The sequence below is a fragment of the Mucilaginibacter sp. P1_A3 genome (assembly GCF_056406855.1).
Genome location: NZ_JBFTZJ010000008.1, coordinates 61862 through 84056, shown reverse-complemented (window position 1 = coordinate 84056; position 22195 = coordinate 61862). Strand labels below are relative to the sequence as shown.

The 22195-nt window shown below is 42.8% G+C and carries 22 protein-coding genes; 9 read left to right on the top strand and 13 right to left on the bottom strand.

The genetic code is table 11. The annotated features are described in order from the left end of the window. Positions 1 to 410: 410 nt before the first annotated feature. The 3 genes from AC1D0K_RS17845 to AC1D0K_RS17835 are packed head-to-tail and all read left to right on the top strand — an operon-like array spanning position 411 to position 2951. Positions 411 to 1241: a sensor histidine kinase gene (locus tag AC1D0K_RS17845; protein WP_477390860.1), complete on the top strand. Its 831-nt coding sequence runs from the start codon at positions 411 to 413 to the stop codon at positions 1239 to 1241. After that, positions 1207 to 1851 (top strand): response regulator transcription factor, encoded by a 645-nt coding sequence (locus tag AC1D0K_RS17840; protein ID WP_295721071.1) that lies wholly within the window; start codon positions 1207 to 1209, stop codon positions 1849 to 1851. The genes AC1D0K_RS17845 and AC1D0K_RS17840 overlap by 35 nt, the downstream gene beginning before the upstream one ends. A gap of 29 nt (positions 1852 to 1880) precedes the next feature. Next, positions 1881 to 2951, top strand: a complete 1071-nt coding sequence (locus AC1D0K_RS17835) for a PA0069 family radical SAM protein (protein ID WP_477390857.1) — start codon at positions 1881 to 1883, stop codon at positions 2949 to 2951. A 19-nt stretch (positions 2952 to 2970) separates the two neighbouring features. On the opposite strand, the gene AC1D0K_RS17830 is transcribed toward AC1D0K_RS17835, so the two are convergent. The 4 genes from AC1D0K_RS17830 to AC1D0K_RS17815 form a co-directional block, all read right to left on the bottom strand. Then, positions 2971 to 3354 carry a ribosomal maturation YjgA family protein gene (locus tag AC1D0K_RS17830; protein ID WP_477390855.1) on the bottom strand — a complete coding sequence of 128 codons (384 nt, stop codon included), beginning with the start codon at positions 3352 to 3354 and terminating at the stop codon, positions 2971 to 2973. 65 nt (positions 3355 to 3419) lie between these two features. Then, on the bottom strand, positions 3420 to 4163 hold the full coding sequence (locus tag AC1D0K_RS17825; protein ID WP_477390853.1) for a zinc ribbon domain-containing protein: 744 nt from the start codon (positions 4161 to 4163) through the stop codon (positions 3420 to 3422). Further along, entirely contained in the window at positions 4163 to 5260 is a 1098-nt protein-coding gene (locus AC1D0K_RS17820) for a Nif3-like dinuclear metal center hexameric protein (protein WP_477390851.1), read from the bottom strand. The genes AC1D0K_RS17825 and AC1D0K_RS17820 overlap by 1 nt, the downstream gene beginning before the upstream one ends. A 34-nt stretch (positions 5261 to 5294) precedes the next feature. Continuing rightward, entirely contained in the window at positions 5295 to 5657 is a 363-nt protein-coding gene (locus tag AC1D0K_RS17815; protein WP_295721076.1) for a TM2 domain-containing protein, read from the bottom strand. A gap of 147 nt (positions 5658 to 5804) precedes the next feature. On the opposite strand from AC1D0K_RS17815, the gene AC1D0K_RS17810 reads away from it, so the two are divergent. Continuing rightward, on the top strand, positions 5805 to 7463 hold the full coding sequence (locus tag AC1D0K_RS17810; protein WP_477390848.1) for a glutamine--tRNA ligase/YqeY domain fusion protein: 1659 nt from the start codon (positions 5805 to 5807) through the stop codon (positions 7461 to 7463). 132 nt (positions 7464 to 7595) lie between these two features. Here AC1D0K_RS17810 and AC1D0K_RS17805 read toward each other — a convergent pair whose 3' ends face one another. The 4 genes from AC1D0K_RS17805 to AC1D0K_RS17790 all read right to left on the bottom strand — a co-directional run bounded on the left by AC1D0K_RS17805 (position 7596) and on the right by AC1D0K_RS17790 (position 11880). Continuing rightward, positions 7596 to 8423 (bottom strand): N-acetylmuramoyl-L-alanine amidase, encoded by an 828-nt coding sequence (locus tag AC1D0K_RS17805; protein WP_477390846.1) that lies wholly within the window; start codon positions 8421 to 8423, stop codon positions 7596 to 7598. Positions 8424 to 8779: 356 nt separating this feature from the next. Continuing rightward, positions 8780 to 9433, bottom strand: a complete 654-nt coding sequence (locus AC1D0K_RS17800; protein ID WP_477390844.1) for a LysM peptidoglycan-binding domain-containing protein — start codon at positions 9431 to 9433, stop codon at positions 8780 to 8782. 78 nt (positions 9434 to 9511) lie between these two features. Further along, on the bottom strand, positions 9512 to 10750 hold the full coding sequence (locus AC1D0K_RS17795) for a hypothetical protein (RefSeq protein ID WP_477390842.1): 1239 nt from the start codon (positions 10748 to 10750) through the stop codon (positions 9512 to 9514). Positions 10751 to 11493: 743 nt separating this feature from the next. After that, complete coding sequence (locus tag AC1D0K_RS17790) at positions 11494 to 11880, bottom strand: (deoxy)nucleoside triphosphate pyrophosphohydrolase (protein WP_477390840.1); 387 nt, start codon at positions 11878 to 11880, stop codon at positions 11494 to 11496. A gap of 260 nt (positions 11881 to 12140) precedes the next feature. On the opposite strand from AC1D0K_RS17790, the gene AC1D0K_RS17785 reads away from it, so the two are divergent. Continuing rightward, a complete protein-coding gene (locus AC1D0K_RS17785; RefSeq protein ID WP_477390838.1) occupies positions 12141 to 13472 on the top strand; it encodes a hypothetical protein in 1332 nt (443 codons plus the stop codon). Here AC1D0K_RS17785 and AC1D0K_RS17780 read toward each other — a convergent pair. The 4 genes from AC1D0K_RS17780 to AC1D0K_RS17765 form a co-directional block, all read right to left on the bottom strand. Next, positions 13427 to 13627: a hypothetical protein gene (locus AC1D0K_RS17780; protein WP_477390836.1), complete on the bottom strand. Its 201-nt coding sequence runs from the start codon at positions 13625 to 13627 to the stop codon at positions 13427 to 13429. The two genes, AC1D0K_RS17785 and AC1D0K_RS17780, sit on opposite strands and share 46 nt — an antisense overlap. A gap of 793 nt (positions 13628 to 14420) precedes the next feature. Further along, positions 14421 to 14831: an ester cyclase gene (locus AC1D0K_RS17775; RefSeq protein WP_477390834.1), complete on the bottom strand. Its 411-nt coding sequence runs from the start codon at positions 14829 to 14831 to the stop codon at positions 14421 to 14423. A 683-nt stretch (positions 14832 to 15514) separates the two neighbouring features. Continuing rightward, positions 15515 to 16384 (bottom strand): KPN_02809 family neutral zinc metallopeptidase, encoded by an 870-nt coding sequence (gene ypfJ / locus AC1D0K_RS17770; protein ID WP_477390832.1) that lies wholly within the window; start codon positions 16382 to 16384, stop codon positions 15515 to 15517. A gap of 585 nt (positions 16385 to 16969) precedes the next feature. Continuing rightward, positions 16970 to 17656, bottom strand: coding sequence for an SIMPL domain-containing protein (locus AC1D0K_RS17765; RefSeq protein WP_477390830.1), 687 nt, complete (start codon positions 17654 to 17656; stop codon positions 16970 to 16972). A gap of 210 nt (positions 17657 to 17866) precedes the next feature. On the opposite strand from AC1D0K_RS17765, the gene ku reads away from it, so the two are divergent. From ku to AC1D0K_RS17750, 3 genes are all read left to right on the top strand, one after another. Continuing rightward, complete coding sequence (ku, locus tag AC1D0K_RS17760; protein WP_477390828.1) at positions 17867 to 18634, top strand: non-homologous end joining protein Ku; 768 nt, start codon at positions 17867 to 17869, stop codon at positions 18632 to 18634. Positions 18635 to 18866: 232 nt separating this feature from the next. Then, positions 18867 to 19406, top strand: coding sequence for a YciE/YciF ferroxidase family protein (locus AC1D0K_RS17755; RefSeq protein ID WP_477390826.1), 540 nt, complete (start codon positions 18867 to 18869; stop codon positions 19404 to 19406). A gap of 113 nt (positions 19407 to 19519) precedes the next feature. After that, positions 19520 to 19675: a lmo0937 family membrane protein gene (locus AC1D0K_RS17750; protein ID WP_477390824.1), complete on the top strand. Its 156-nt coding sequence runs from the start codon at positions 19520 to 19522 to the stop codon at positions 19673 to 19675. Positions 19676 to 19733: 58 nt separating this feature from the next. Here AC1D0K_RS17750 and AC1D0K_RS17745 read toward each other — a convergent pair whose 3' ends face one another. Continuing rightward, positions 19734 to 20780: a hypothetical protein gene (locus AC1D0K_RS17745; RefSeq protein WP_477390822.1), complete on the bottom strand. Its 1047-nt coding sequence runs from the start codon at positions 20778 to 20780 to the stop codon at positions 19734 to 19736. A gap of 334 nt (positions 20781 to 21114) precedes the next feature. On the opposite strand from AC1D0K_RS17745, the gene AC1D0K_RS17740 reads away from it, so the two are divergent. Then, positions 21115 to 22170: an AAA family ATPase gene (locus AC1D0K_RS17740; protein ID WP_295721094.1), complete on the top strand. Its 1056-nt coding sequence runs from the start codon at positions 21115 to 21117 to the stop codon at positions 22168 to 22170. Positions 22171 to 22195: the final 25 nt, after the last annotated feature.

Sequence of the window (22195 nt, the reverse complement as noted above, 5' to 3'; positions counted from 1 at the left end):
CTTTTTACTTATTTAATGACGTCATTTGCAAAAAGAGCATCTTATAAAAAAAAAGTATATCTATTTGCTGGTATTGTAATACTCTTTTCCTTTATTGATATGTTTTTTGTTCAGGGAATGTGGAAGTTGAATACAATTGCAAGGGTATTACAGGCCCTGTTTATTTTAACCTTAATTTACAACTATTATCACGATTTGTTGAAAGAAGCAACGGAGGGTTTAGTACTTTTAAAGCACCCGCCGTTTTTAGTTGTTACGGGCTTGCTTTTTTATTTTCTTTCAAAGAGTCTTTTTTATTCCTGTTATAGCTACATGGTATATAAAAACAATTATCATTTTTACATGCTGGCGGCAACTATTCCAGGGCTTTCAAACTTGTTGCTCAACTCAATTTTAATTTACGCCTTTTTATGCTTTTCAAAGACGAAGAAGTTATCCTTATAATAATTGCAGGTACTGCATTATTGTTATTATTAGGTTTTTTTATGGTTGGTTTTTTATTGATGTTTCAAAAAAAGCAGAATAAAAATGCACTTGAAAAAGCCGAGTTAAAATCCTCTTTTAAGCAGGAACTGCTTAAAACCCGCCTGGAGATACAGGAAGAAACATTGAACTATGTAAGCCGGGAAATGCATGATAATATTACCCAAGTTTTATCGTTCGTAAAACTTAATCTTGGTCTGTTGGGCAATAAGCTGGATGGGGTGGAGAAGGTGAGTTTGAATGATAACCGGGAACTTATTTCCCAAACCATTACCGATCTGCGTAATCTGTCAAAAAGTTTAAGTTTTGAGCACATCAGCGCATTGGGTCTGGTAAAAACATTGGAGATGGAGGCTGTTCGTATTAACAAAAGCGGGCTTATCCATATGGATGTAATAGTGGAGGGAGAAGTGTACAGCCTGGGCGAGCAACGGGAGCTGGTTTTGTTCAGGATATTCCAGGAAGCTCTAAATAACGTGTTGAAACATGCAGACGCAGCAAACATTAAAATTGGTTTGTATTATAATACACAAATGTTTAATTTAACCATCGAAGATGATGGTGTTGGTTTCCAACCCGAATTGCTTAGTGACAAGAGCGGATCTGGATTGCGTAACATGACAAACAGGGCGGGTTTAATTGGTGCTGAGGCTGTTATAAACAGCTCGCCCAAAAAAGGCTGTTCTATTAAGCTATCGTTAAACCCCCAGGTACAAGAAATTTATGCTAACGGAACCCATTCAAATAGCCCTGGTTGACGATCATCGCCTTTTTAGGAGTGGCATGGCGGCGCTGATAGGTAGCTTTAATGGTTATAATATACTGTTTGAGGCCGCGCACGGCAAGGAACTGATAGACAATATTGCCGGTGGACATATCCCGGATATTGTTTTGCTCGACATCAATATGCCCGTGATGGACGGAATATCAACCGCGCAATGGCTTAAAAAATATCATCCATCTATCAGGGTAATCATTCTATCGATGTTTGAGGATGCCGAGAAGGTGCTTACGATGGTGAGGGCTGGTGTAAAGGGCTACCTTTTAAAAGATTCTGAACCCGATGAGTTTGAAAGGGCATTAACTAAAGTTGCAGAGGGCGACCTGTATTATCCTGATTTTGTTACCAAGCACCTGCTTCATAATTTTAATTCTGATAAGGCCGCACAGGTAAAACTGAACCCGCGCGAAATTGAGTTTTTACGCCTCACCAGTACCGAGCTTACTTATAAGGAAATTGCAGATACCATGTGCATCAGCGTGCGTACTGTTGATAGTTACCGCGACCAGCTTTTTGAGAAACTACAAATAAAGAGTCGCGTGGGCCTGGTTTTATACAGCATAAAAAACAAGCTGGTTGACTTGTAATTTGCTAAATTAATTAGCAAATTTGCCATATGGCACAAGAGGATGGCTCTGGCTTTTTTAAAGGCAGGGGCGCGCAGGTTAATACGCAAAATAAGTTTCTGAAAAATAAATATGTGGCCGACCATATTGAAGGGATCGACGAGCCCTTGCTTGAAAATAGCTCAACCCAGCTTTTTGAAGAAACACCCAAAAAGATAGTAAGCGAATCGAATAGCCCGGATCTAAGCCACATGTACTCCTTAAATCCTTACCAGGGTTGTGAGCATGGCTGCATTTATTGTTACGCCCGTAATAGCCATGAATACTATGGTTTTAGCGCCGGATTGGATTTTGAGCGGAAGATAATCATCAAGCGCAATGCCCCCGAATTGCTTGAACAATATTTTAATAAAAAGAACTATAAGCCAGTATGTATCATGCTATCTGGCAATACGGATTGTTATCAGCCTGTTGAGCGTAAATTGCTGATAACACGGCAGCTTCTGGAGGTGTTTTTGCAATATAAAAACCCCGTAAGCATCATCACCAAAAACAATGTAATTCTGCGCGACCTTGATATTCTTACAGAACTTGCCGCGATGAACCTGGTGCATGTAAATATTTCTATAACATCACTAAATGAACAGCTTCGCCAAAAATTGGAGCCGCGCACCATAACGGCCACCGGGCGATTGGCTGTTGTGCAGAAACTCTCAGAAAATGGCATCCCCGTGAGGGTTATGGCGGCCCCCATAATTCCCGGATTGAATAGTAATGAAGTGCCTAATATCATTAAGGCAGCTGCCGATAGGGGAGCATTAGCTGCAGGCTTTACCATTGTGCGCCTCAATGGAAGTATCGCCGAAATATTTAGCGACTGGATTTACAAAGCCTTTCCTGATAAAGCAGAGAAGGTGCTGAACATGATTCGCGAGTGCCACGACGGGCAATTAAATGACAGCGATTTTGGGCGGAGAATGAGCGGCGGGGGTAAGGTGGCAGAATCTATCCAACAGATGTTTAGAATGGCCTGTAATCGCTTTATGGCGGGCAGGGAGATGCCAGAATATGATTACAGCTTATTTGTGCCGAAGAAGGGAAAGCAGATCAGTATGTTTTGAGAGTGGCGGGCTTTGTCGCCTAAAAAGAAGTATGTATTTTTTTCCTGATGGCGTATAGATCTAACAGAACACCAATACCCACCCCAACCGTGTAACATAACAGATCACTCCATAAAAAACCTTCGCCTAAAACCAGCTTACCGAAGATGGTATGCCGCAATTCGTTTATCCAGGGCGCTTTATAAAGCTGGCTAAATTCTATGGCGTAGCAAAACAGCAAGCTTGCTATGATGATGAATTTTGACGGTTTATTAATGAAGAGGAAGCATACGATAAAGTAAACCATCAGCGCCCAAAGGATATCACCAATAAACAGTGGAATAAATTTAAAATTCCGGGAAAGCAGCCCAGCGATTATGGTAGCTATTGTGAGGGTAAAATAGGTTAGCCTTAACTTACTCATGAAAATTTGCTTCACAAAAAAAGGTACCGTTTCGGGTACCTTTTTTAAATTTTAAAGACTATTGCTTATGCGTTCTCTGCTTCTAAAGCCATTTGCTCATCAACAAGGATGCGTCCGCAATGCTCGCAAACGATGATCTTTTTACGTTGACGGATATCAGACTGGCGCTGAGGCGGGATCTGGTTAAAACAACCTGAACATGAATCGCGCTGAATAGTTACAACTGCCAATCCGTTTTTTGCATTTTGACGCAAGCGGTTGTAAGCAGTTAATAAACGCTCTTCGATATTTGGAGTAGCCTTTTCTGCTTGTGCAACAAGGTCGTTCTCTTCTTTCTCAGTTTCGGCGGTAATAACACCTAACTCATCTTTTTTAGCATCAAGATCGCTCTTGCGTGCTTCCAGATCAGCAAGCGCTTTTTCATATACCTGGGTTTTTGAAGATATTTCAAAACCAAATTCCCGTATCTTTTTCTCGCTTACTTGTATATCTAATCCCTGTATCTCAATTTCTTTTGATATGGCATCGTACTCACGGTTGTTCTTAACTTCGTTAAGTTGCGCTTCGTATTTTTTGATATTTGCCTGAGCATCCTTGATCAGGTTTTTGCGGGTTACTATTTCATCCTCCACATCATCCAGCTCATATTTGATTTTCTGTATGCGGGTTTCAAGACCAGCAACATCATCTTCCAAGTCGGCAACTTCCATTGGCAGTTCACCCCTTACCTGGCGAATCCTATCAATTTTGGTGTGGATGGTTTGGAGTTCGTATAAAGCTTTAAGCTTTTGTTCTACGGTTTGTTCCATTAAATAAAATATTTGACGGGGTTTGTATTTACTTCTGTTAAACGGACGGCAAAGATAGGGAATTTTTTTCTAATTATATCATACATTAATTGCACCGTAAATTGTTCACTTTCAAAGTGTCCGATGTCGGCTATCACTATTTTTCCTTCGGCATCAAAAAACTCATGATACTTGTAGTCGGCAGTGATAAAAATGTCGGCTCCGGCGGCTATGGCATGCTTCAGCAAAAAGCCTCCTGCACCGCCACAAACAGCTACTTTTCTAATCGGTTTGCCGGTAAAAGCGGTATGTCTTATTACATGGGTGCGCATTTTATCCTTTATATGGAAAAGGAAAGATTCCTGGTTTTGTGGCACTTCCAGCTCGCCTATCATGCCCGAGCCTACTTGCTGGTTCTGGTTAGTTAAGCTGTAAAGGTCATAAGCTACTTCCTCGTACGGATGAGCAAGTATCAACGCCATGATAATCTTACTCTCCAGGTTGGCAGGATAAACAGTTTGGATGCAAACTTCGCTTTCGTGGTGACGCTTGCCCGGCTCGCCCACGTGGGATACCGTAAGTTCATTGCCTTTAAAAGTTCCGGTTCCTTCGGCATTGAAGCTTACTTCGCTATAGTTGCCAATATTGCCGGCGCCGGCTGCAAATAAAGCCTCGCGCACAGCATCTGCATGGCTGTGAGGGACAAAGGTTACCAGTTTTTTAAGCAGGTTGTGTTTTGGGACCAGTATGCGGCAGTTTTTTAAGCCCAGGGTATCGCAAATGCGGGTGTTAACCCCGGTCATCACGTTATCCAGGTTGGTGTGAATGGCATATATGGCTATGCGGTTGCGAATGGCTTTCTCCACCACGCGTTCTACATACGTTTTACCATTAAACTTTTTTAACCCTTTAAAAACGATAGGATGATGCGATATAATTACCTGGCTGCCGGTAGCGATAGCCTCATCAACCACAGCCTCGGTGCAATCTAACGAGAGCAGCGCCTGTGTTATTTCCTGATCGGGGTTACCTACAATTAGGCCGGCGTTGTCATAATCTTCCTGGTAAACCAGTGGCGCAAGGCTTTCAAGGTAGGCGGTAAGGGTGGATAATTTCATGAACAAATATTAGCTATAATATGGCCTGGGTTAATTATTGGGTTAACATCGCCATACGGTGGCTTTCATAAGCCATATTTTTATTATACTCTAATGTAAGCGATTTATTGTTTATCAAATCAACAATAGTACCTATAAAGCAAAAGCCGCCTGTAAAAAGATATAGTAAACCCATACCAATTTGGCCCAGTACAAAACGTTGCACACCTGCAATCACAATAAAGCCAAGTAAGGTAAATAACAATATTTCCTGTGCGTTTTTGCGTTTGCTGGTATAAACCATGTAAAAATACTTTGTTTGATTTTCATTTAGTCCGGCGGTGGCTTGTTGCAAAAAGCCCATCTCCTCGGGCGTCATATCCTGAAAATTCATATAAGGATCTTTGTACATGTTCATGTTGTATAGGTTTTTGATTTAAGTTGTTCCAAATTTAATTATTTTATGATAAAAACAATGCGCTAATTGCGTGCGTGAACAGTTCCCGTTTATAAAGTTAGGGCTTAAAATTTTTGTTACTTTTGTGGTTATTGATAACTGTTGTTTATGAGCGAAGAAAGATCACTGAACTTTATAGAGGAAATTGTTGAAGAAGATATAGCCGCCGGCAAAAACGATGGCAGAGTATTAACCCGTTTCCCGCCCGAGCCTAATGGCTACCTGCACATTGGGCATGCCAAATCCATTTGTTTAAATTTTGGGCTGGCGCAAAAATATAACGGTAAGACCAACCTGCGCTTTGACGATACCAATCCCGTTAAAGAGGATGTGGAATATGTTGACAGTATTAAAGAAGATGTAAAATGGCTTGGCTTTGAATGGGCCGAAGAACTATATGCTTCTGACTATTTTGATAAGATATATGAATTTGCCGTTGCCCTTATCAAAAAAGGGTTGGCGTATGTTGATGACAGTAGCGCCGAGGAAATAGCTGCACAAAAAGGTACACCAACCGAACCGGGTACACCTAACCAGTACCGCAGCAGGTCTGTTGAGGAAAACCTGCAGTTGTTTGCCGATATGAAAGCCGGTAAATACCCCGATGGCGCCAAAGTGCTGCGTGCCAAGCTTGACCTGGCTGCACCAAACATGCATCTGCGTGATCCTTTGATGTACCGAATTAAGCATGCCCATCATCACCGTACCGGCGATGCCTGGTGCATTTATCCTATGTATGATTTCGCGCACGGTCAATCGGATGCTATTGAACATATAACCCACTCTCTTTGTACGCTGGAGTTTATACCTCACCGTCCTTTGTATGATTGGTTTATTGATCAGTTGGGCATCTTCCCGTCAAAGCAATACGAGTTTGCCCGTTTAAACCTTAACTACACAGTAATGAGCAAGCGCAAGCTGCTGCAGCTGGTTACAGAAGGGCACGTAGAAAGCTGGGACGACCCGCGCATGCCGACTATTAGTGGTTTGCGTCGCCGGGGTTATACGCCTGCAAGTATCCGCGAGTTTTGCGAACGCATCGGCGTAGCCAAACGCGAGAATATGATTGATGTTGGCCTGCTGGAGTTCTGCATCCGCGAAGACCTGAATAAAACCGCATGGCGCCGTATGGCCGTGCTTGATCCTATAAAATGTATCCTTACCAACTATCCGGAAGGTGAAGTAGAAACCATGCACGGTGAAAACAATCCTGAAGCTGAGGACGGTGATGGCAGCCGCGAGTTTCCGTTTAGCCGCGAGTTGTGGATAGAGCGTGAGGACTTTATGGAAGTGCCGCCTAAGAAATTTTTCCGGTTAGGGGTTGGCCTGATGGTGAGGTTGAAGAACGCCTACATCATCCGTTGTGACGACTTTGTGAAAGATGCCGATGGCAATGTAACCGAGATTCATTGCAGCTATCTGCCCGAGTCAAAATCTGGGAATGATACCAGCGGCATTAATGTTAAGGGAACTATTCATTGGGTAAGCGTGCCACACGCCAAAACCGCCGAAGTAAGGCTTTACGACCGTTTGTTCCAAGTGGAGAACCCGCAGAGTGAGGATGGTGACTTTAAAGATTACCTTAACCCCAACAGTTTGCATGTAATACAAACCGTTTACATTGAACCCAACTTGGCTAACGCCAAACCAGGAACCCCGGTACAGTTCATGCGGAAAGGCTATTTTACCCTGGATAAATACTCCACTGCAGATAAGCTGGTATTTAACCGCACCGTAACGTTAAAGGACGGGTGGGTGAAAAAATAAGGTTAAAGGTCTTTGACGGTCGGCTTTAGGCTAAAAACATAATGGGCGAAAGGGAATTATCCTTTTCGCCTTTTTATTGGGGGTTAAATTGCAGCTGCCTTTTACCCTTCGCCTTTAGCCTTTCACCATCTATCAATACTTCCTATACACATTATACAATACGTTCAAATCCAGCTGGGTCATGGTGGGGCTGTCTTCTACCTGTACAAAGTGGCGTTTAAAGGCTGTTATGGCGGCGGGCAGGTTGCTGGTATCGTAACCTATCAGGCGCAGGGCCGTGGCATAGTCAAAGTTGTCGGGCGGTAGTTCAAGGAGGTAGTCGCTCCAGTAGCCGAAACCCTTTTGGGCCAGCAGTTTCCAGGGGAATAGCGGACCGGGGTCTGGTTTACGGGCTGGGGCAATATCCTGGTGGCCTATAAAGTTGGCAGTAGGGATATTATAAGCCTTTTTAAGCTGAGCTAGCAGCGCCAGCAAGCTTTTTAGCTGTACATCATTAAAGGGCTCGTGGCCATTGTTATCAATCTCGATACCGATGGAGCAGCTATTCATATCGCTGATGCTGGCCCACTTGCTGATGCCAGCCTGCCAGGCACGCAGGTAATCATTAAGCATGTGGTACACCTTGCCATCCTTGCCTACCACATAGTGTGCGCTCACCTGGGGCTTGACCAGGGTAAAGGTTTTGAGGGTTTGTTTGGCCGAATCCTGGGCGGTATAGTGAATAATAACATAGTTGGGCTTGCGGGCATTAAAGTTCACGGTACCTACCCACTCGCTGGGGATGGCGGCACCAAGACTATCAACCAGCATGGCGGGCTGCTCGAGGGCTATTACTTTTAGTACCGAATCCGTTTGGTGTTTGTACACCTTATTGGTGAAGGCGTATGGCCCTTTGGGCGAACAGGAACTGAGGGTTGCCAGTACGGCTAAAGCAAGTATGGAGTATACGGTAATTTTCATAGGCGGTGATGCTTAAGTGCTAAAGTAAGCAAATAACCATTCAGGCAGAAAAGTGTTCTGGTGGGGGCGTTCGGTTTTGTGTGGGGATAGGGGGATTTTGGACCGGGATAAAATTTATTAGGTTGATAATCAACAAATTGAATGTTCGCTTGTTTTTGAGGTAGGTATTATAGATATTGATTATCAGTTACTTATATTTTTAAATAATTTGCCCGAACAGGGCCGAACACCTGCCTTTTAAAAATCCGAACACTGACAGATTCTTGTCAGTAGTTTTAAAATAGTTAATGGGGATGATTACCTGCGCCGTTATACGCAATATCAGAAAAATGCAAATGCCATCACCCCGAAAAAAATCAGCCAACAAAGCGGCCCCATAAGGCATCGGGCCTGTTAAATACGGTTGGGGGTGTTTCCTGGATAGCGGCATTAAAAGTTCTGGAATTTCCGGAACTGCAGTGGATCACCTTTTTCATGGCGCCGTTTGCTACTTCGGATACGATACCTACGTGGCCAATTTTACTGCCGGCGCCGTAAACCACAATGCAACCCGGCTGGGGTACGGTAATTCTTTCAAAAATACCCGATGAACTATTTACATCGTCGACCATGGAATCGGTAAAAATCCAGCCGCCATACTTTTTATAAAACGGAATAGTGGTTTGGCGCGAAAGATGAAGCACCCAGCAAACAAAGCCGCTGCAATCGCAAAGGCCATCACGTGAGGGAAGTGCATCCCCCGGGAACATGCCGCCACTGCCCAACTTATACAAAATGGGCGAATTGACAACCTTACGGGCACGGGCAATCAAATCTGATATAGCTAAAGGCATATCAAATGGGGCGTTTGCAGGTACATCCTGCATATTGGGCACATTAATAACCTGGCCAACCGCAATTTGGTTGATGTTGGTAATCTGCGGGTTAAGCGCCATCAGAGCACTCACCGGGATGCTCTGTTTGCCGGCAATCTTGCCGAGTGTATCGCCGGCTTTAATGGTGTATTGCATAGGTGTTTTAAGGTTATGCGTTTAAAAATACAGGGACCTATAAAGTATGAATAATACTTCGGGCTTGCTACATGCAGGTTAGCTGCCCGATTTCAAATCTTTAGAGTTTTCGGCAATCTTGTTATTGGTTACCCAGCCTATTACATCTTCACTTGCATTACCATTGGTTGTTAAAAATACGTCCTGACAATAAGCGTTTTTCTCAATCAGGGCCTGTGCCTGCCTTAAATTGGCATTGATATCGATGTATTGCGCCCCGTTTAACAAATAGCCTTTAACATCGTCAGATCCACAGGTTACCATACCATTTACGGTTGCATTAGCTATAGGTATGTTTAAGGTGGCGGTGGTTGATATCTCTGTTATGAATTTTTCAAATGTGCTTTGGTGAATGATGTAAAGCAGTTTTTTACCATTAAATAGGGGGAGCCTGGTTATTTTATTTTCTTTCATAAAGGCTATCGCATCTAAAATTTTAATGCTGGCCAGTTGGTCTACCGGCCCGGTATTCGCGGTTGCTGCCGCGGCTGTTTTTTCGGCAGCTTTACTATCGGCGTCTGTTTTGGCCGCCTGGGCTGTTACAACAGCTGCATTCGCCTCTGTTACTGCAGTAGCTGCTGTTGCTGCCGCGGCATTTGCAGCATCTAAAGCAGTAGCGGCATCGGTTGCAGCTGTTTGGGCTGCTGCCAGGGCGGCAGGGTCGGCTTTAATTGCAGGGTCGTCGAGGGCGGCATCGGCGGCTGTTTTAGCCGCGGCCGCAGCTGCAGCATTGCTTGTAGCGGTTTGTGCATCCTGTACCGCCTGATCCGCTGCAGCTTTAGCATTGGTTAAGGCCTCGTCGGCGGCTTTGGCGGCTTCCTGGGCTTCGTCGGCCGCGTTGTCTTCTACAGGCGCGGTGGAGGTAAGTGGAAAAGGCTTGATCTTTTCAAACGGAATCATCACATCCTTACATTTGGTCGACTCCAGTTTTTGCGCAGGACTAATCTGCTCAAACAGCTTTTTAACACCTTCATTAGCAGCCTGAAAATTTGCTTTTGAAAAGTAAAACGCTATTACTGTACCCATCCATGTGCCCCATAATGGCAGCAACGCAGTAAAAACATATTGGATGACCTGAATTTTTTTATCAATAAATTTCAAGTTATCCTCACTGGTCATACTCTGTTGTGGTGTTACAAGAAATATATAAACAAGGGTTATCAGGCCTAAGCCTATGGTGCCGTAAATAGAGAACCGGGTGATATTACGGGCAATGTTTTCGCGCGAAGCAATGTCGCTTTTATCTTTAGATACGTCGGATGTGTCGTCGGTTGCCATAGGTTGTTTTGGTTAGGTTACGGTATGGTTTAATCGGTTGATATTTAGTAGTTTAATGCAATTTGTTTAAAATAAACCCCATTTCAAATAGTCATTTATAGTCATTTTTCTAAAGAAATAGGATGATTTCGTCACATTAAGGGACTGCAAGGCATACCCGGGGAATACTGTAAAGAGAATATGGGTGCACACATCTTTTAATAAAATAAAATGTTATTTCGATAGAGCATGGGGAAGAAAGAGCGGGGGAGCGAAAGAGAAACAATCTCTTGAGCGTAGCGAAAAATCTTATACCCCCAGCATAGCTGACTGCACATCGTATAAGATTCCTCCTCGTACCTCGTTCGGAATGACAACGTGTTTTATAATGCAAGGCGGGAATATTGAATCACCTGCTTTAGATGAGCAAAACCATAGTAAAAATATGCCGATATTGGATAGGGTTTATCGGCCGCTCTGAAGCAATGATTCAATTTATTGCAATGATTAGCAGGGAAGGGTTGGAGAAATCAACGATCGAATTTGTAAGTAAATATTGGAAGGAAAATACTGAGTGTTTTGCTCCAGAGGAGCAAAAGCTTTGTAGCCAGTATGCAAATCTGTTTTTTTGAGCTCCAGCGGAGCTCAACTTCCTGAAGGAAATTCTTTAGCCTATCCGCACAATTTTTTCTGGTTGAAATTCGTAAAACATAAATCGGCAATTTAAAGTGCCTCAATACAGGTCCAAAGCACCTGGCCTTCTTTCATGGGTGGTTTAAGTAATGATTTACAATTGGCACATCGGCATCTGCCCAGTCCAAAGCTAACAATTCATCTGTATGCAGCCACTTAAATTGGGCGTGTTCCTTTAATATTATTTCGCCATTGATATGCCCACAAATAAATGGAATAAGTTCAATAGTTATTTTGGGGTAAGCGTGGGTGTTGGATGGTAAGGATTGTATAATCTTGATTTCAATATTCAATTCTTCCTTAATTTCTCTGATCAAACAATCTTCTGCTGTTTCATTGGGTTCTATCTTACCACCGGGGAACTCCCATTTTAAAGGTAGGTTCATAGTCTGGCTGCGTTGGGTCGCCAATACGCAGTTTTGATTGTTGACTATGAGGGCGCAGGTTACTTTAATCACGGTTGTTATCTTCTACTTTGTCAAATTCCTGATCAAAAAAGAGTGTTTCCATGAAGTAAATATAAAAAACAAGTTCGCATGTGGATAAAATCTTATCATACTCGTATTATTTGTTTTCCAAATATCTCTGCCATGTGCGCATACGTTATTTTTCTTTAAAATGTACGACCACATATTTAAGAATAAGTCGAATTGGATGTGTAGATGTTTATGGATCGTATTTCTTAAACGGACATTCACTAAATAATTAGATTTGTTAAATGTTCCAATCCTCTATTTTTACCACCCGAGAGATCGCTATATTTATATGGGTAATTATTGGCGTAACCGCAGCTTTGTTTTCGGCATCCATCAGGCCATCTATTTGGCAAATGCTTAAATCATTATTTGATTGGAAAATTATTAGAATTTGGCTATTAATGGTCGTTTATATTTCTGGCTTTACTTATTTATTTGATCGACTAAACTTGTGGGATGAAGGGCTATTAAAAGACACAATATTTTGGGTGCTTTTTTCTGGATCGGTGACTTTCTTTAAGGTCAACAGAATTTCTGAGGATAAAAACTTTTTTAAAGAATTATTGAAGGAAAATATCAAAGCAGGTATTTTCTTTGAATTTGTGATAGCTTTATATACGTTTAACTTTTGGATAGAATTTATAATTGTACCCGTTACCGTTCTTATTGCCGGCATGATAGTTTTTTCAGAAAAGGATGAAAAGTATTTTAAGGTTAAAAAACTGCTAAATAGTATTGTAATTATTGCTGGACTAGTCGTTATTTATCATGTAGTATTAGCCGTCATTCGCCATTTTCACTCATTGATTTCCTTAGAAAACTTAAGTGAAATTCTTTTAAGCCCTGTTTTGACAATTATCTATATCCCATTCATTTATTTGTTATCTCTAATCATGGTATATGAAGTTCAATTCATAATTATTGAACGAGCCCTAAAAATGCCTGAAATTAACACTTATGCGAAACTGCAAGCAATGCTTCGGTTTAACACAGATACGGATGGGCTAAAAAGGTGGGCTAAACGCTTATGGCGGATAGAAATTAAAAGTAAGAATGATTTGAAACAGTCTATTCTCAATTTAAAAAATCAGCAGCTGGTTGAGGAATCTCCGCCGGTTATTTCCAGAGAACACGGATGGTCGCCTTTTGCAGCTGTCCATTTTATGGAAAACGAAACGTTGACAAAAGGGTTTTACGAACCTCTTTATGATAATGAATGGTCGTTTTGTTCTGATTATTTACTCTTTGGAGATAAATATTTGTCAAATTCATTGTCTTATTATATTACAGGCACTCAGGAAAAAGCAAATAAGTTAGAATTGGTATTGAAGGTAATGTACCCGGGAAAGATAGAAGACTTACATAAAACCTATATGGTTTATTGTGAGATGTTGTTTGAAAAGGCAGTTTTATCTATTATGCCGCAAAAGATCAGTAACGCAATTTTTAAGGGAAGTTCCACCTGTTTAAATTATGGTAACTATGAGCTATCTCTTACTAAGGAGAAATGGCATAATTTAACACATGGCTATGATCTTTTATTTTCAATAAAACTACAAAAGCCTATCAATTGATTACATAAGTTGTCCGGCTTGCCGAGCATATCCTTTACATGCAGGTGGTACCGGAAACCGTTTTTATGCAGAAACCTGCGTACCAAAAGTTCGCGCTTAGTATCCTTATTTTTTATCCGCGACATGTTATAACTGAGGGTTTCTTTGGAGTACATCTGCCATATTGTAAAATTAAACAATATGATAAGAGCAATGGTTTTAAAAACGGGGATTGCACAGTTCGCGGTTGCTTCGTACTTACCATGACATATTTAGGTTTCAGACCCGGCAGCCGGCCCTGTATACTGGCAACGACTCACCCCGCCGGTCCGCCCTTCGGCTTAGTTGAACGTTGCATAACCAAGGAAATCTAAAAATGAAACTTCACTCAACTTTTTATAGCATGTTGGGCATTAAAGCGATTCTTTAACGGTTTGTAAGAGCAATTTGATTTTAAGGGGCAGGTTAATTATCATTGTTTTATAGAGCCATCGGCTCGAAAGATCTTGTAACAACGAATTTTAATCCGTTGTTCATAAACTAAATGAAAATGAGTGCTGTAGGCACGGCCCATCTTTTAAGTATATGCCGGCATTTCCATTTATGACATATTAAATATAGCATTTAACCAGCTGATTATATGGGCCGAACCTATGGTTCTTTTTTATCTGCTTCTCTTTTTCAACTGATTAAAATCAGTTGTTACAATATGAGTCGGGGCCACGCCCCTGGTTTATTAAAAAAAACGATACTTTTAAAACATAATCCTGTTCCAGAGTCACACGTCTTAAAAATTTGCTGAAAAAATTTATTAATGTGTAATCCTCAAATCCTTAAATATCTTTTAAATTCATCTCTTTTGTTTAAAATGAGGTTCTGCAACAACCAACGAAGTTGAAGAGAGCGCAACAAAGTCAGGCGAGTCATAGCCTTGGTTCGTTTACGCTATTTAGCCACAAACCAAGCCCCTTATTTCAACTGTTCGGCGTTTATTTTTCCGATCTGGAGATTTAGCGTCAGGAAGTCGAAAAAGTTCCAGGCAGCGGTAATTTGTTGGTTTACGATGCGGGTTATGGATGTGCCCGAAAATTTAACCGGGGCATTGGTTGGTTTATAATTAGCGGTGAAGGTGCAAATGGCGGTTGCGTAGTCGCCATCAACAAAAACCTCGTGCACATCGATGTGGATATTTTCATAATTGGCATTAAAAAAGCGGTGCACTTCTTTAAAACCGTCGGAGCCGATAACTGGTTCCTCGCCCAATCCTAATGCGTTGCATTCGGGGTGTAACATTTCGCTGATCAGGGCTTCGTTGTTGTTGTTCCAAACTTCGTTATACCAACGAAGTACAAACTCTGTGTGTTCTTCTTTTAACGACATATCGGTATTAGGTTTATTGCTACGCTAAGTTATGTAATTGTTTAAAATTCAACAAATTAACTTATTTTTTTTATGCTTGCTCATGCGGAGACGGCTGTTGCATTAAGGATAGGAGTGGATACCGGCCCAGCGCTTAAAGCCCGCGCAGTATGAACGGATAGCCTGACCGCCTCTATCGGCGGGAATGCACGGAAAGAGAGTAAGGATTTTTGGAGCAAGGAGTAAGGATTTTTTTTGAACGAAGGATTAAGGGAGTAAGAATAATAGACTTACAAAAAAGCTTTTGTCATCTTGAACGATTTGAAGGATCTGTTATTCGCCATACTTCCTTGCCCTGTAAAGTCTGCGAATAGATCCTTCGTTCCTACTCATGACGTATTGGATTTTGGGGCGTGTGGGCCTGTCAGTCTGAGCCTGTCGAAGACTCGCGCGGAGAGGCCTTTGCCCACTATCCTTCGACAGGCTCAGGATGACAGCCATTTTGTTACGTCATTTTCCCCTTCAGAGGCCACCGGATTTTACAACTCAGGATGACAAATCGTTCAGGATGACAAATCTTTTTAAACGTTATTCGCCATGCTTATTCGCCTGGTAAAGTCTGCGAATAGATCCTTCACTGCGTTCAGGATGACAAATCTTTTTAAACAGGATGACAAATCTTTTAAACGTCATTCACCCAACACCTAATTCACCAGCGCTAACTGTTCATCGGCAAAGGTGTTGCCTTGTTTTACGTCGCCGGTTTCGTAGCCTTTTTTAAACCAGTACATGCGTTGGGCGCTGGTGCCGTGGGTAAAGCTGTCGGGCTCAACGTGGCCCTGGGTTTGTTGTTGCAGGCGGTCGTCGCCGATGGCGTTGGCGGCGTTCAGGGCGTCCTTGATATCTTTCTCGTCAATCACTTTTTTTATACTTTGCTCGTAATGGGCCCATACGCCGGCGTAAAAGTCGGCCTGCAGTTCCAGCTTTACCGAGAGTTTGTTGTATTCGCGCTGACTGAGGCGATTACGGGCCTGGTCCATTTTGGCGCTTACACCCAGCAGGTTTTGCACATGGTGACCCACCTCATGCGCTATCACGTAAGCCTGGGCAAAGTCGCCGGCCGCGCCGAAGCGGTTTTTAAGTTCATCGTAAAAAGAAAGGTCGATATACACACGGGCATCACCGGGGCAATAAAATGGTCCGGTGGCCGAACTGGCATTGCCACATGCCGATTGTACAGCATCGGTAAACAGCACCACTTTAGGGTCCTGGTACTGGCGGCCCATATCTGCAAAAAGCTTACCCCAAATGTCTTCGGTATCTTTAAGCACTACGCGCACAAATTTTTTGCCATTGTCCTCGGGCGCATTGGGGTCCCGTTTCTGCTGTTCGGTTTGCTGGGGTTGGTTGCTGCTTACCTGGTTAAGCACCTGTGAGGGATCGATGCCGGTAAAAAAATAAATTGCGGCGGCTATTAAGCCTACAATACCGCCACCCACTGCCAACCCGCGACCACCGCCGCTGCCACGTTGATCTTCTACATTATCGCTTTCGCCCCTGCCAAACCACTGCATAGTTTTATGATTTTTTTAAAGGGTTAACAATATGGCTAAGCAAAATGTTTGCGCCCTGGCCGCCGTGAATTGGGGTTTATTTGCGTGGAGGGTTAGGTTGTATGGTGATATTGAGGACGACTATTAAAAAAATGTCATCAATCCTGAGTAGTAAATTTAGGGAAACTCTGAGGAGGAAATGAAGTTTTAAAAAGAGGCTGTCCTGCTGAGTTTTGAAAACCGTTTTGGCCTCTGAAGGAAAAAATGACGTAACAAAAATGGTTGTCATCCTGAGCCTGTCGAAGGATAGCGGCCAGAGGCCTCTCCGCGCGAGTCTTCGACAGGCTCAGACTGACAGGCCCACACGTCTCAAAATCCAATACGTCATGGGTAGCTTGTCGAAGAATGTAGGCAAAGGCCTCTGCGCACGCCCCTTAGACAAGCTCAGGGTGACAGGCCTTTTTAGGGATAGGCATAAAAATGTCATCCTGAACGATAGTGAAGGATCTGTTATTCGCCATGCTTATTCGCTCTGCATAGTTCGCTAATAGATCCTTTACTGCGTTCAGGATGACAAAAAAGTTTTTAAAAGGTAGTGCCGACTTCTTATTTTATCTCAAAAACAGCATTGATCTGCAGGCTGATTTTGATCTTTTTAAAGTCGATATCTGAGGGTGGAGCATCCGCGGTAAAGGCTTTATACTGCATGGTGTTATAGGCTCGTGGCTGCGGGAAGCTGCTGTTATCGCTTTCGGTAATGTTAAGCACATCGCCCAGTTTGTTGCCCAGGCCTGCCAGCAGGAATGAAGCTTTGTCGCGGGCCGAGATTAGTGCTTTCAGTTTCAGCTCATTCTTCAGGTCGTTGATTTTGGAATAATCGTAGCTGTCAATATTGGTCGACATGATACCTTTAGGGTCGATTTTAGATACGATTTGGTTAAACTTATTAAGATCGCGGATGCGCAGACCGTATTGTTTGCCGGCTAAAAAGTCGGGAGTTTTTTTCTTTTGGTAGATGTTGTTCCAGGCCGATACGTTGTTCACGGTAAAATCGGTAGCGGGGATGCCGGCCTCTTTAACGGCTTTTTCCAGCTGTGCTTCCAGGTCGCTGATCTGGATGTGTTTTTTACCGTCCATGTATTCCTGTAAAGAAATGGTAACGTTGATAATATCGGGGGTAACTTCCTGCTCGGCAATGCCGGTAACTTCTATTTTGCGGCGCAGATCAACAGCCTGCGCAAAGGCGCCATAAGTAAATGTTAACAGGGTTGCAAGGATAAATAGCTTCTTCATGTGTGATGTATGATTTTTTTGTATGTTATGACTAAGGTAACGTACTAATAGTTTAATGTGTAACAGGCAGCACCAATTATTTACAACCGCGTTACTAATTGCTTTAAGAAAAACGAAGTGCTTTTGTTTAACAAAACGCGGTATTACTTTGGCGTTATTAAAACCCTTTGGCCTTTTTAATAGTTATAAGTGTTTAAAAACACGTTGGTTATGAGGTCGATATGGAAAGGGTCAATTGGTTTTGGATTGGTGAACATTCCTGTAAAACTATTTTCGGCGGTGCAAACATCATCGCTTGATTTTGATATGCTGGATGGGCGCGATCATGCGCGGATCCGTTTTCAGCGGGTTAACGAGCGTACGCATAAGGAGGTGCCTTACGATAAAATTGTAAAAGGCTATAAGCTGAACGATGATTATGTGATTATGGAGGATCAGGATTTTGAGGATGCCGCACCCGAAAAAAGCAAGGTGATTGAGATTGAAAGCTTTGTAGACATTGCCGACGTAAACCCCATGTTTTACGAAACATCCTACTATACCGAACCCGATACCAAAAACAATAAAGCCTACGCCTTATTATTAAAAGCGCTCATCCAATCAAAAAAAGCAGGCCTGGCCCGTTTTGTTCTGCGCAGTACCGAGAGCCTGTGCATTGTACACCCGGTTGACCATGTGCTGGTGGTTACGCGGATTCGCTTTGGGCAGGAAATACGTGGTACAGAGGATTTGAACATTGGGGATGATGTTACCGTAAGCAAAAAGGAGCTCGACGTGGGCTTGGCGCTGATCAATCAGTACGCCGAAGATTTTGATGTATCTAAATTTAAGGATGAGTATAACGACGAGCTGCTGAAGATCATCAAAGCAAAATCAAAGGGCAAGCGGGCAACGGTCAAGAAACTTAAACCGCATAAAGCCAGCAGCGATGATTTGTATGATCAGCTGTTGAGTAGTTTAAAAACGAAGAAGGCATAGGCGGGGGTGTGCAGATGCTTTAAGTCCTGTAAAGTGTCTGTTAATGAATTGTATAGACAGGGTTCCTGTTTTCTATACAGCTTTAAATATTGAAAGCTACATGCTTCTTGCTTAAAACAGGAGCAAGTAGCGCATTTTCTTTCGTAATAATTAATATTTGTGATAAAAAGGGAAATTTGGCATCCCCTTTGTATTTCTTTAATCATCATTAAAACTTCAAAACATATTTACTATGGCAACTACAAAAACAGCTGAACAAACAATGGACGTTCAGGAATCAGCCTTGAATGAATTATTTTTGGATGAGTTAAAAGACATTTACTGGGCCGAAAAACACCTGGCAAAAGCATTACCCAAAATGGCAAAAGCGGCAACTTCTGATAAGTTACGCGCCGCTATCGAAAATCACTTATCAGAAACCGAGCACCAGATAACGCGCCTGGAAGATGCCTTTGCATCAATAGGCGAAAAAGTTGCCGGCGTAAAATGCGAGGCCATGGCCGGTTTGCTAAAAGAGGCCGAAGAAATTATTTCTGAGACCGAAAAACACAGCCAAACCCGTGATGTGGGCATCATTTCGGCCGCTCAAAAAATTGAGCACTACGAAATTGCCTCCTACGGAACCCTAAAAACACTGGCCACCGTATTGGGTTATGGCGAAGCCGCGGAGTTATTTGACTCGACCCTACAGGAAGAAAAAACCTGCGACAGCCTGCTTACTCAAATAGCCCAGTCGGGTATTAACAAAGGGGCAAAAACGGAGAAGGCGTAAGCCCCTCCAAAACCCCTCCGGCAAATGTGGTTTAACTTTTGTAAAACAAAACGCGGCTAACGGATATTATATATACATCTATCTATGAAATCATTAACTAAAAACAAATTATCATGAACTCATTATTGTATATAATCGCCGTTATCTTATTAATTGGTTGGGCCATCGGGGTGTTTTTTACCACCGTAGGCAGCCTGATCCATGTATTACTGGTGATTGCTATTATTGCCGTATTACTGGGTATCATCAGGAGACCAACAGCTATTTAAGTTGAATAAAAATATAGTTTTTACGCCCGTCCCTGCTTGCAGGGCGGGCTTTTTTTTGTTAAAACCCTACGTAGGCTAATACCGTTGCCTGTTTCTTACTTCCGTTGGCATCGGTAATAACCAAAGCGCCTTTACGGTACAGGGTTAGCCCTTCCCAGTTATTTTTATACCCGGGGAAAGTTGCCACCTGTTGCCATTTGCTGCCTTTTACGTTTTTGAGCTTTACAATGCGGGCATAAGTGGTTTTTGATGATTTTAGATAACCTGCATCTTTAACCAAGCTATCGCGCAGGTTAGGGATAGTGTTTTTTATATTTTCTTCCTGGTGATTAAGCTTGTCGTTATCCAGGTAATATTTATAATCGCCATTCCAGAAATAGTTGATGCCGTAGATTGCGCCTTTTGCATCAGCGGTAATATCAGTGATCCTGAAATATAGCTGTGGGGCCTTAATCGCTTCCGGTTGTTTGGCAAAGGAGGTATCAATTAAGTATCCCTGCCCACCGGTGGGCATTCCGTTATATTCGTAATAAGCCAGCAGATTATTTTCTTTGGGCAGCCAGGTTACGGCTTCAAAGCCGGCGTTGTTAATCAGCTCGGGGCGTTTGAGGTTGATGATGTGCTGCGGGTCGATAATTATTTGGTTATTAATGGTATCAAGCCGGGCTTTGAGCAGGTAGCAGTTTGGGGATTTATCGTCGGTCTCGATAGATAGGAATACAGTGTTGTTTACGATGCTTATCGCCTCAAAACCCTCATATTCATCTGCTATGTTATTGGGCAGTTTATCCAGGTTTAGCACTTTTAGGGTTTTATAGGCTGATAATACAGAATCCTTGCCATCAACTACGCGGCCAATGCTATCGGTAAGTAAACTGTAAATCAAAAACTCACCCTTTAGGTTATCTTTTTTAATCAGCGTTTTATGGTCGCCATATTGCGGCAGCAGGTAAACCCGGTTGCCGTAAGTGCACATGCCTGAGTACTCTTCGCCTACGCCATCAATGGCTTTGGGCAAGGGAATGGTTTTATATGTATTTTGACTGTAAACCCGGGCACAGCAACAGGCAATTATAGCAAGCAGCAAAATGAATCTTTTTTTCATGTGGATAATATGGATACAAAACTAAATATACGGTTTTTAGCAGGTTTTGTGTTGCGTGTTGCGAGTGGCGGGTGGCGTGTTCCGAGGATCGGGAAGTAGGGGTTGAGTCTTCTCCGTCATGCTGGCATTTGCGGATATATCGCCGATTGAAACACGAACGGCGCAACCCGCCACCCGCAACTCGCAACTCGAACCCCGATCCCGGACCCCGATAAAAACCTATATTTACAGCTAACACTAAAACATTTAACAAAATTTAACATTTAAACGTGGAATTTTTTTAGCAGAAAAAAGTTTGTGTGTTTAAGTTTGCTTTCGAAATAAAAAAGGGTTCATGGAAGAATTAAATATCAATACCGAAAATGTTTCATCGGGCGCTGTTACCGGTAGCACATCGTATTCAACCGATATCAGGGCGCTGAACGAAATGATACAAAAGGAAAGTGCCTTTATCGATCTGCTTAAAATGGAGATGGATAAAGTGATCATTGGGCAAAAATATATGGTTGAACGTTTGCTGATTGGTTTACTGGCCGATGGGCATATCCTGCTGGAAGGTGTACCGGGCTTGGCAAAAACCTTAGCCATCAACACGCTGGCCAAATGTATCCAGGTTGATTACAGCCGGATCCAGTTCACCCCCGATTTGTTACCAGCCGATTTGGTGGGTACGATGATCTATAACCAAAAAAAGGAAGAGTTCATTGTTCGTAAAGGGCCGTTGTTCTCCAACTTCATCCTGGCCGATGAAATCAACCGTGCACCTGCCAAAGTGCAAAGTGCCCTGTTAGAGGCCATGCAGGAACGTCAGGTAACTATTGGCGATAATACTTTCCCGCTGCCAAATCCATTTTTGGTATTGGCAACCCAAAACCCTATTGAGCAGGAGGGTACTTACCCGCTGCCAGAGGCACAGGTTGACCGTTTTATGCTGAAAGTGGTGATCACCTACCCGGATAAGGAAGAAGAAAAGAAAATTATCCGCGCCAATATATTACCGGGCGGTATGCTGAAACCATCGCCCATCATTAAGCCTGAAGAGATTGTTCGTGCACGTAAGATCGTTCGCGAGGTATATATGGACGAGAAGATTGAGCAATACATTATTGATATTGTTTTCGCTACCCGTTTCCCCGAGCAGTTTAAACTGGCGCATTATAAAAACCTCATCACCTTTGGCGCGTCGCCAAGGGCGAGTATTAACCTGGCTTTGGCTGCCAAGGCTTACGCCTTCATCAAACGCCGGGGATATGTGATACCAGAGGATGTGCGTGCTATTTGCCACGATGTATTGCGTCACCGTATAGGTTTAAGCTACGAGGCCGAGGCGGAGAACATCACCAGCGAAAATATTATTACAGGGATATTGAACGCGGTAGAAGTACCGTAAGGAGTATTCTCAAGGGAGGGCGAAA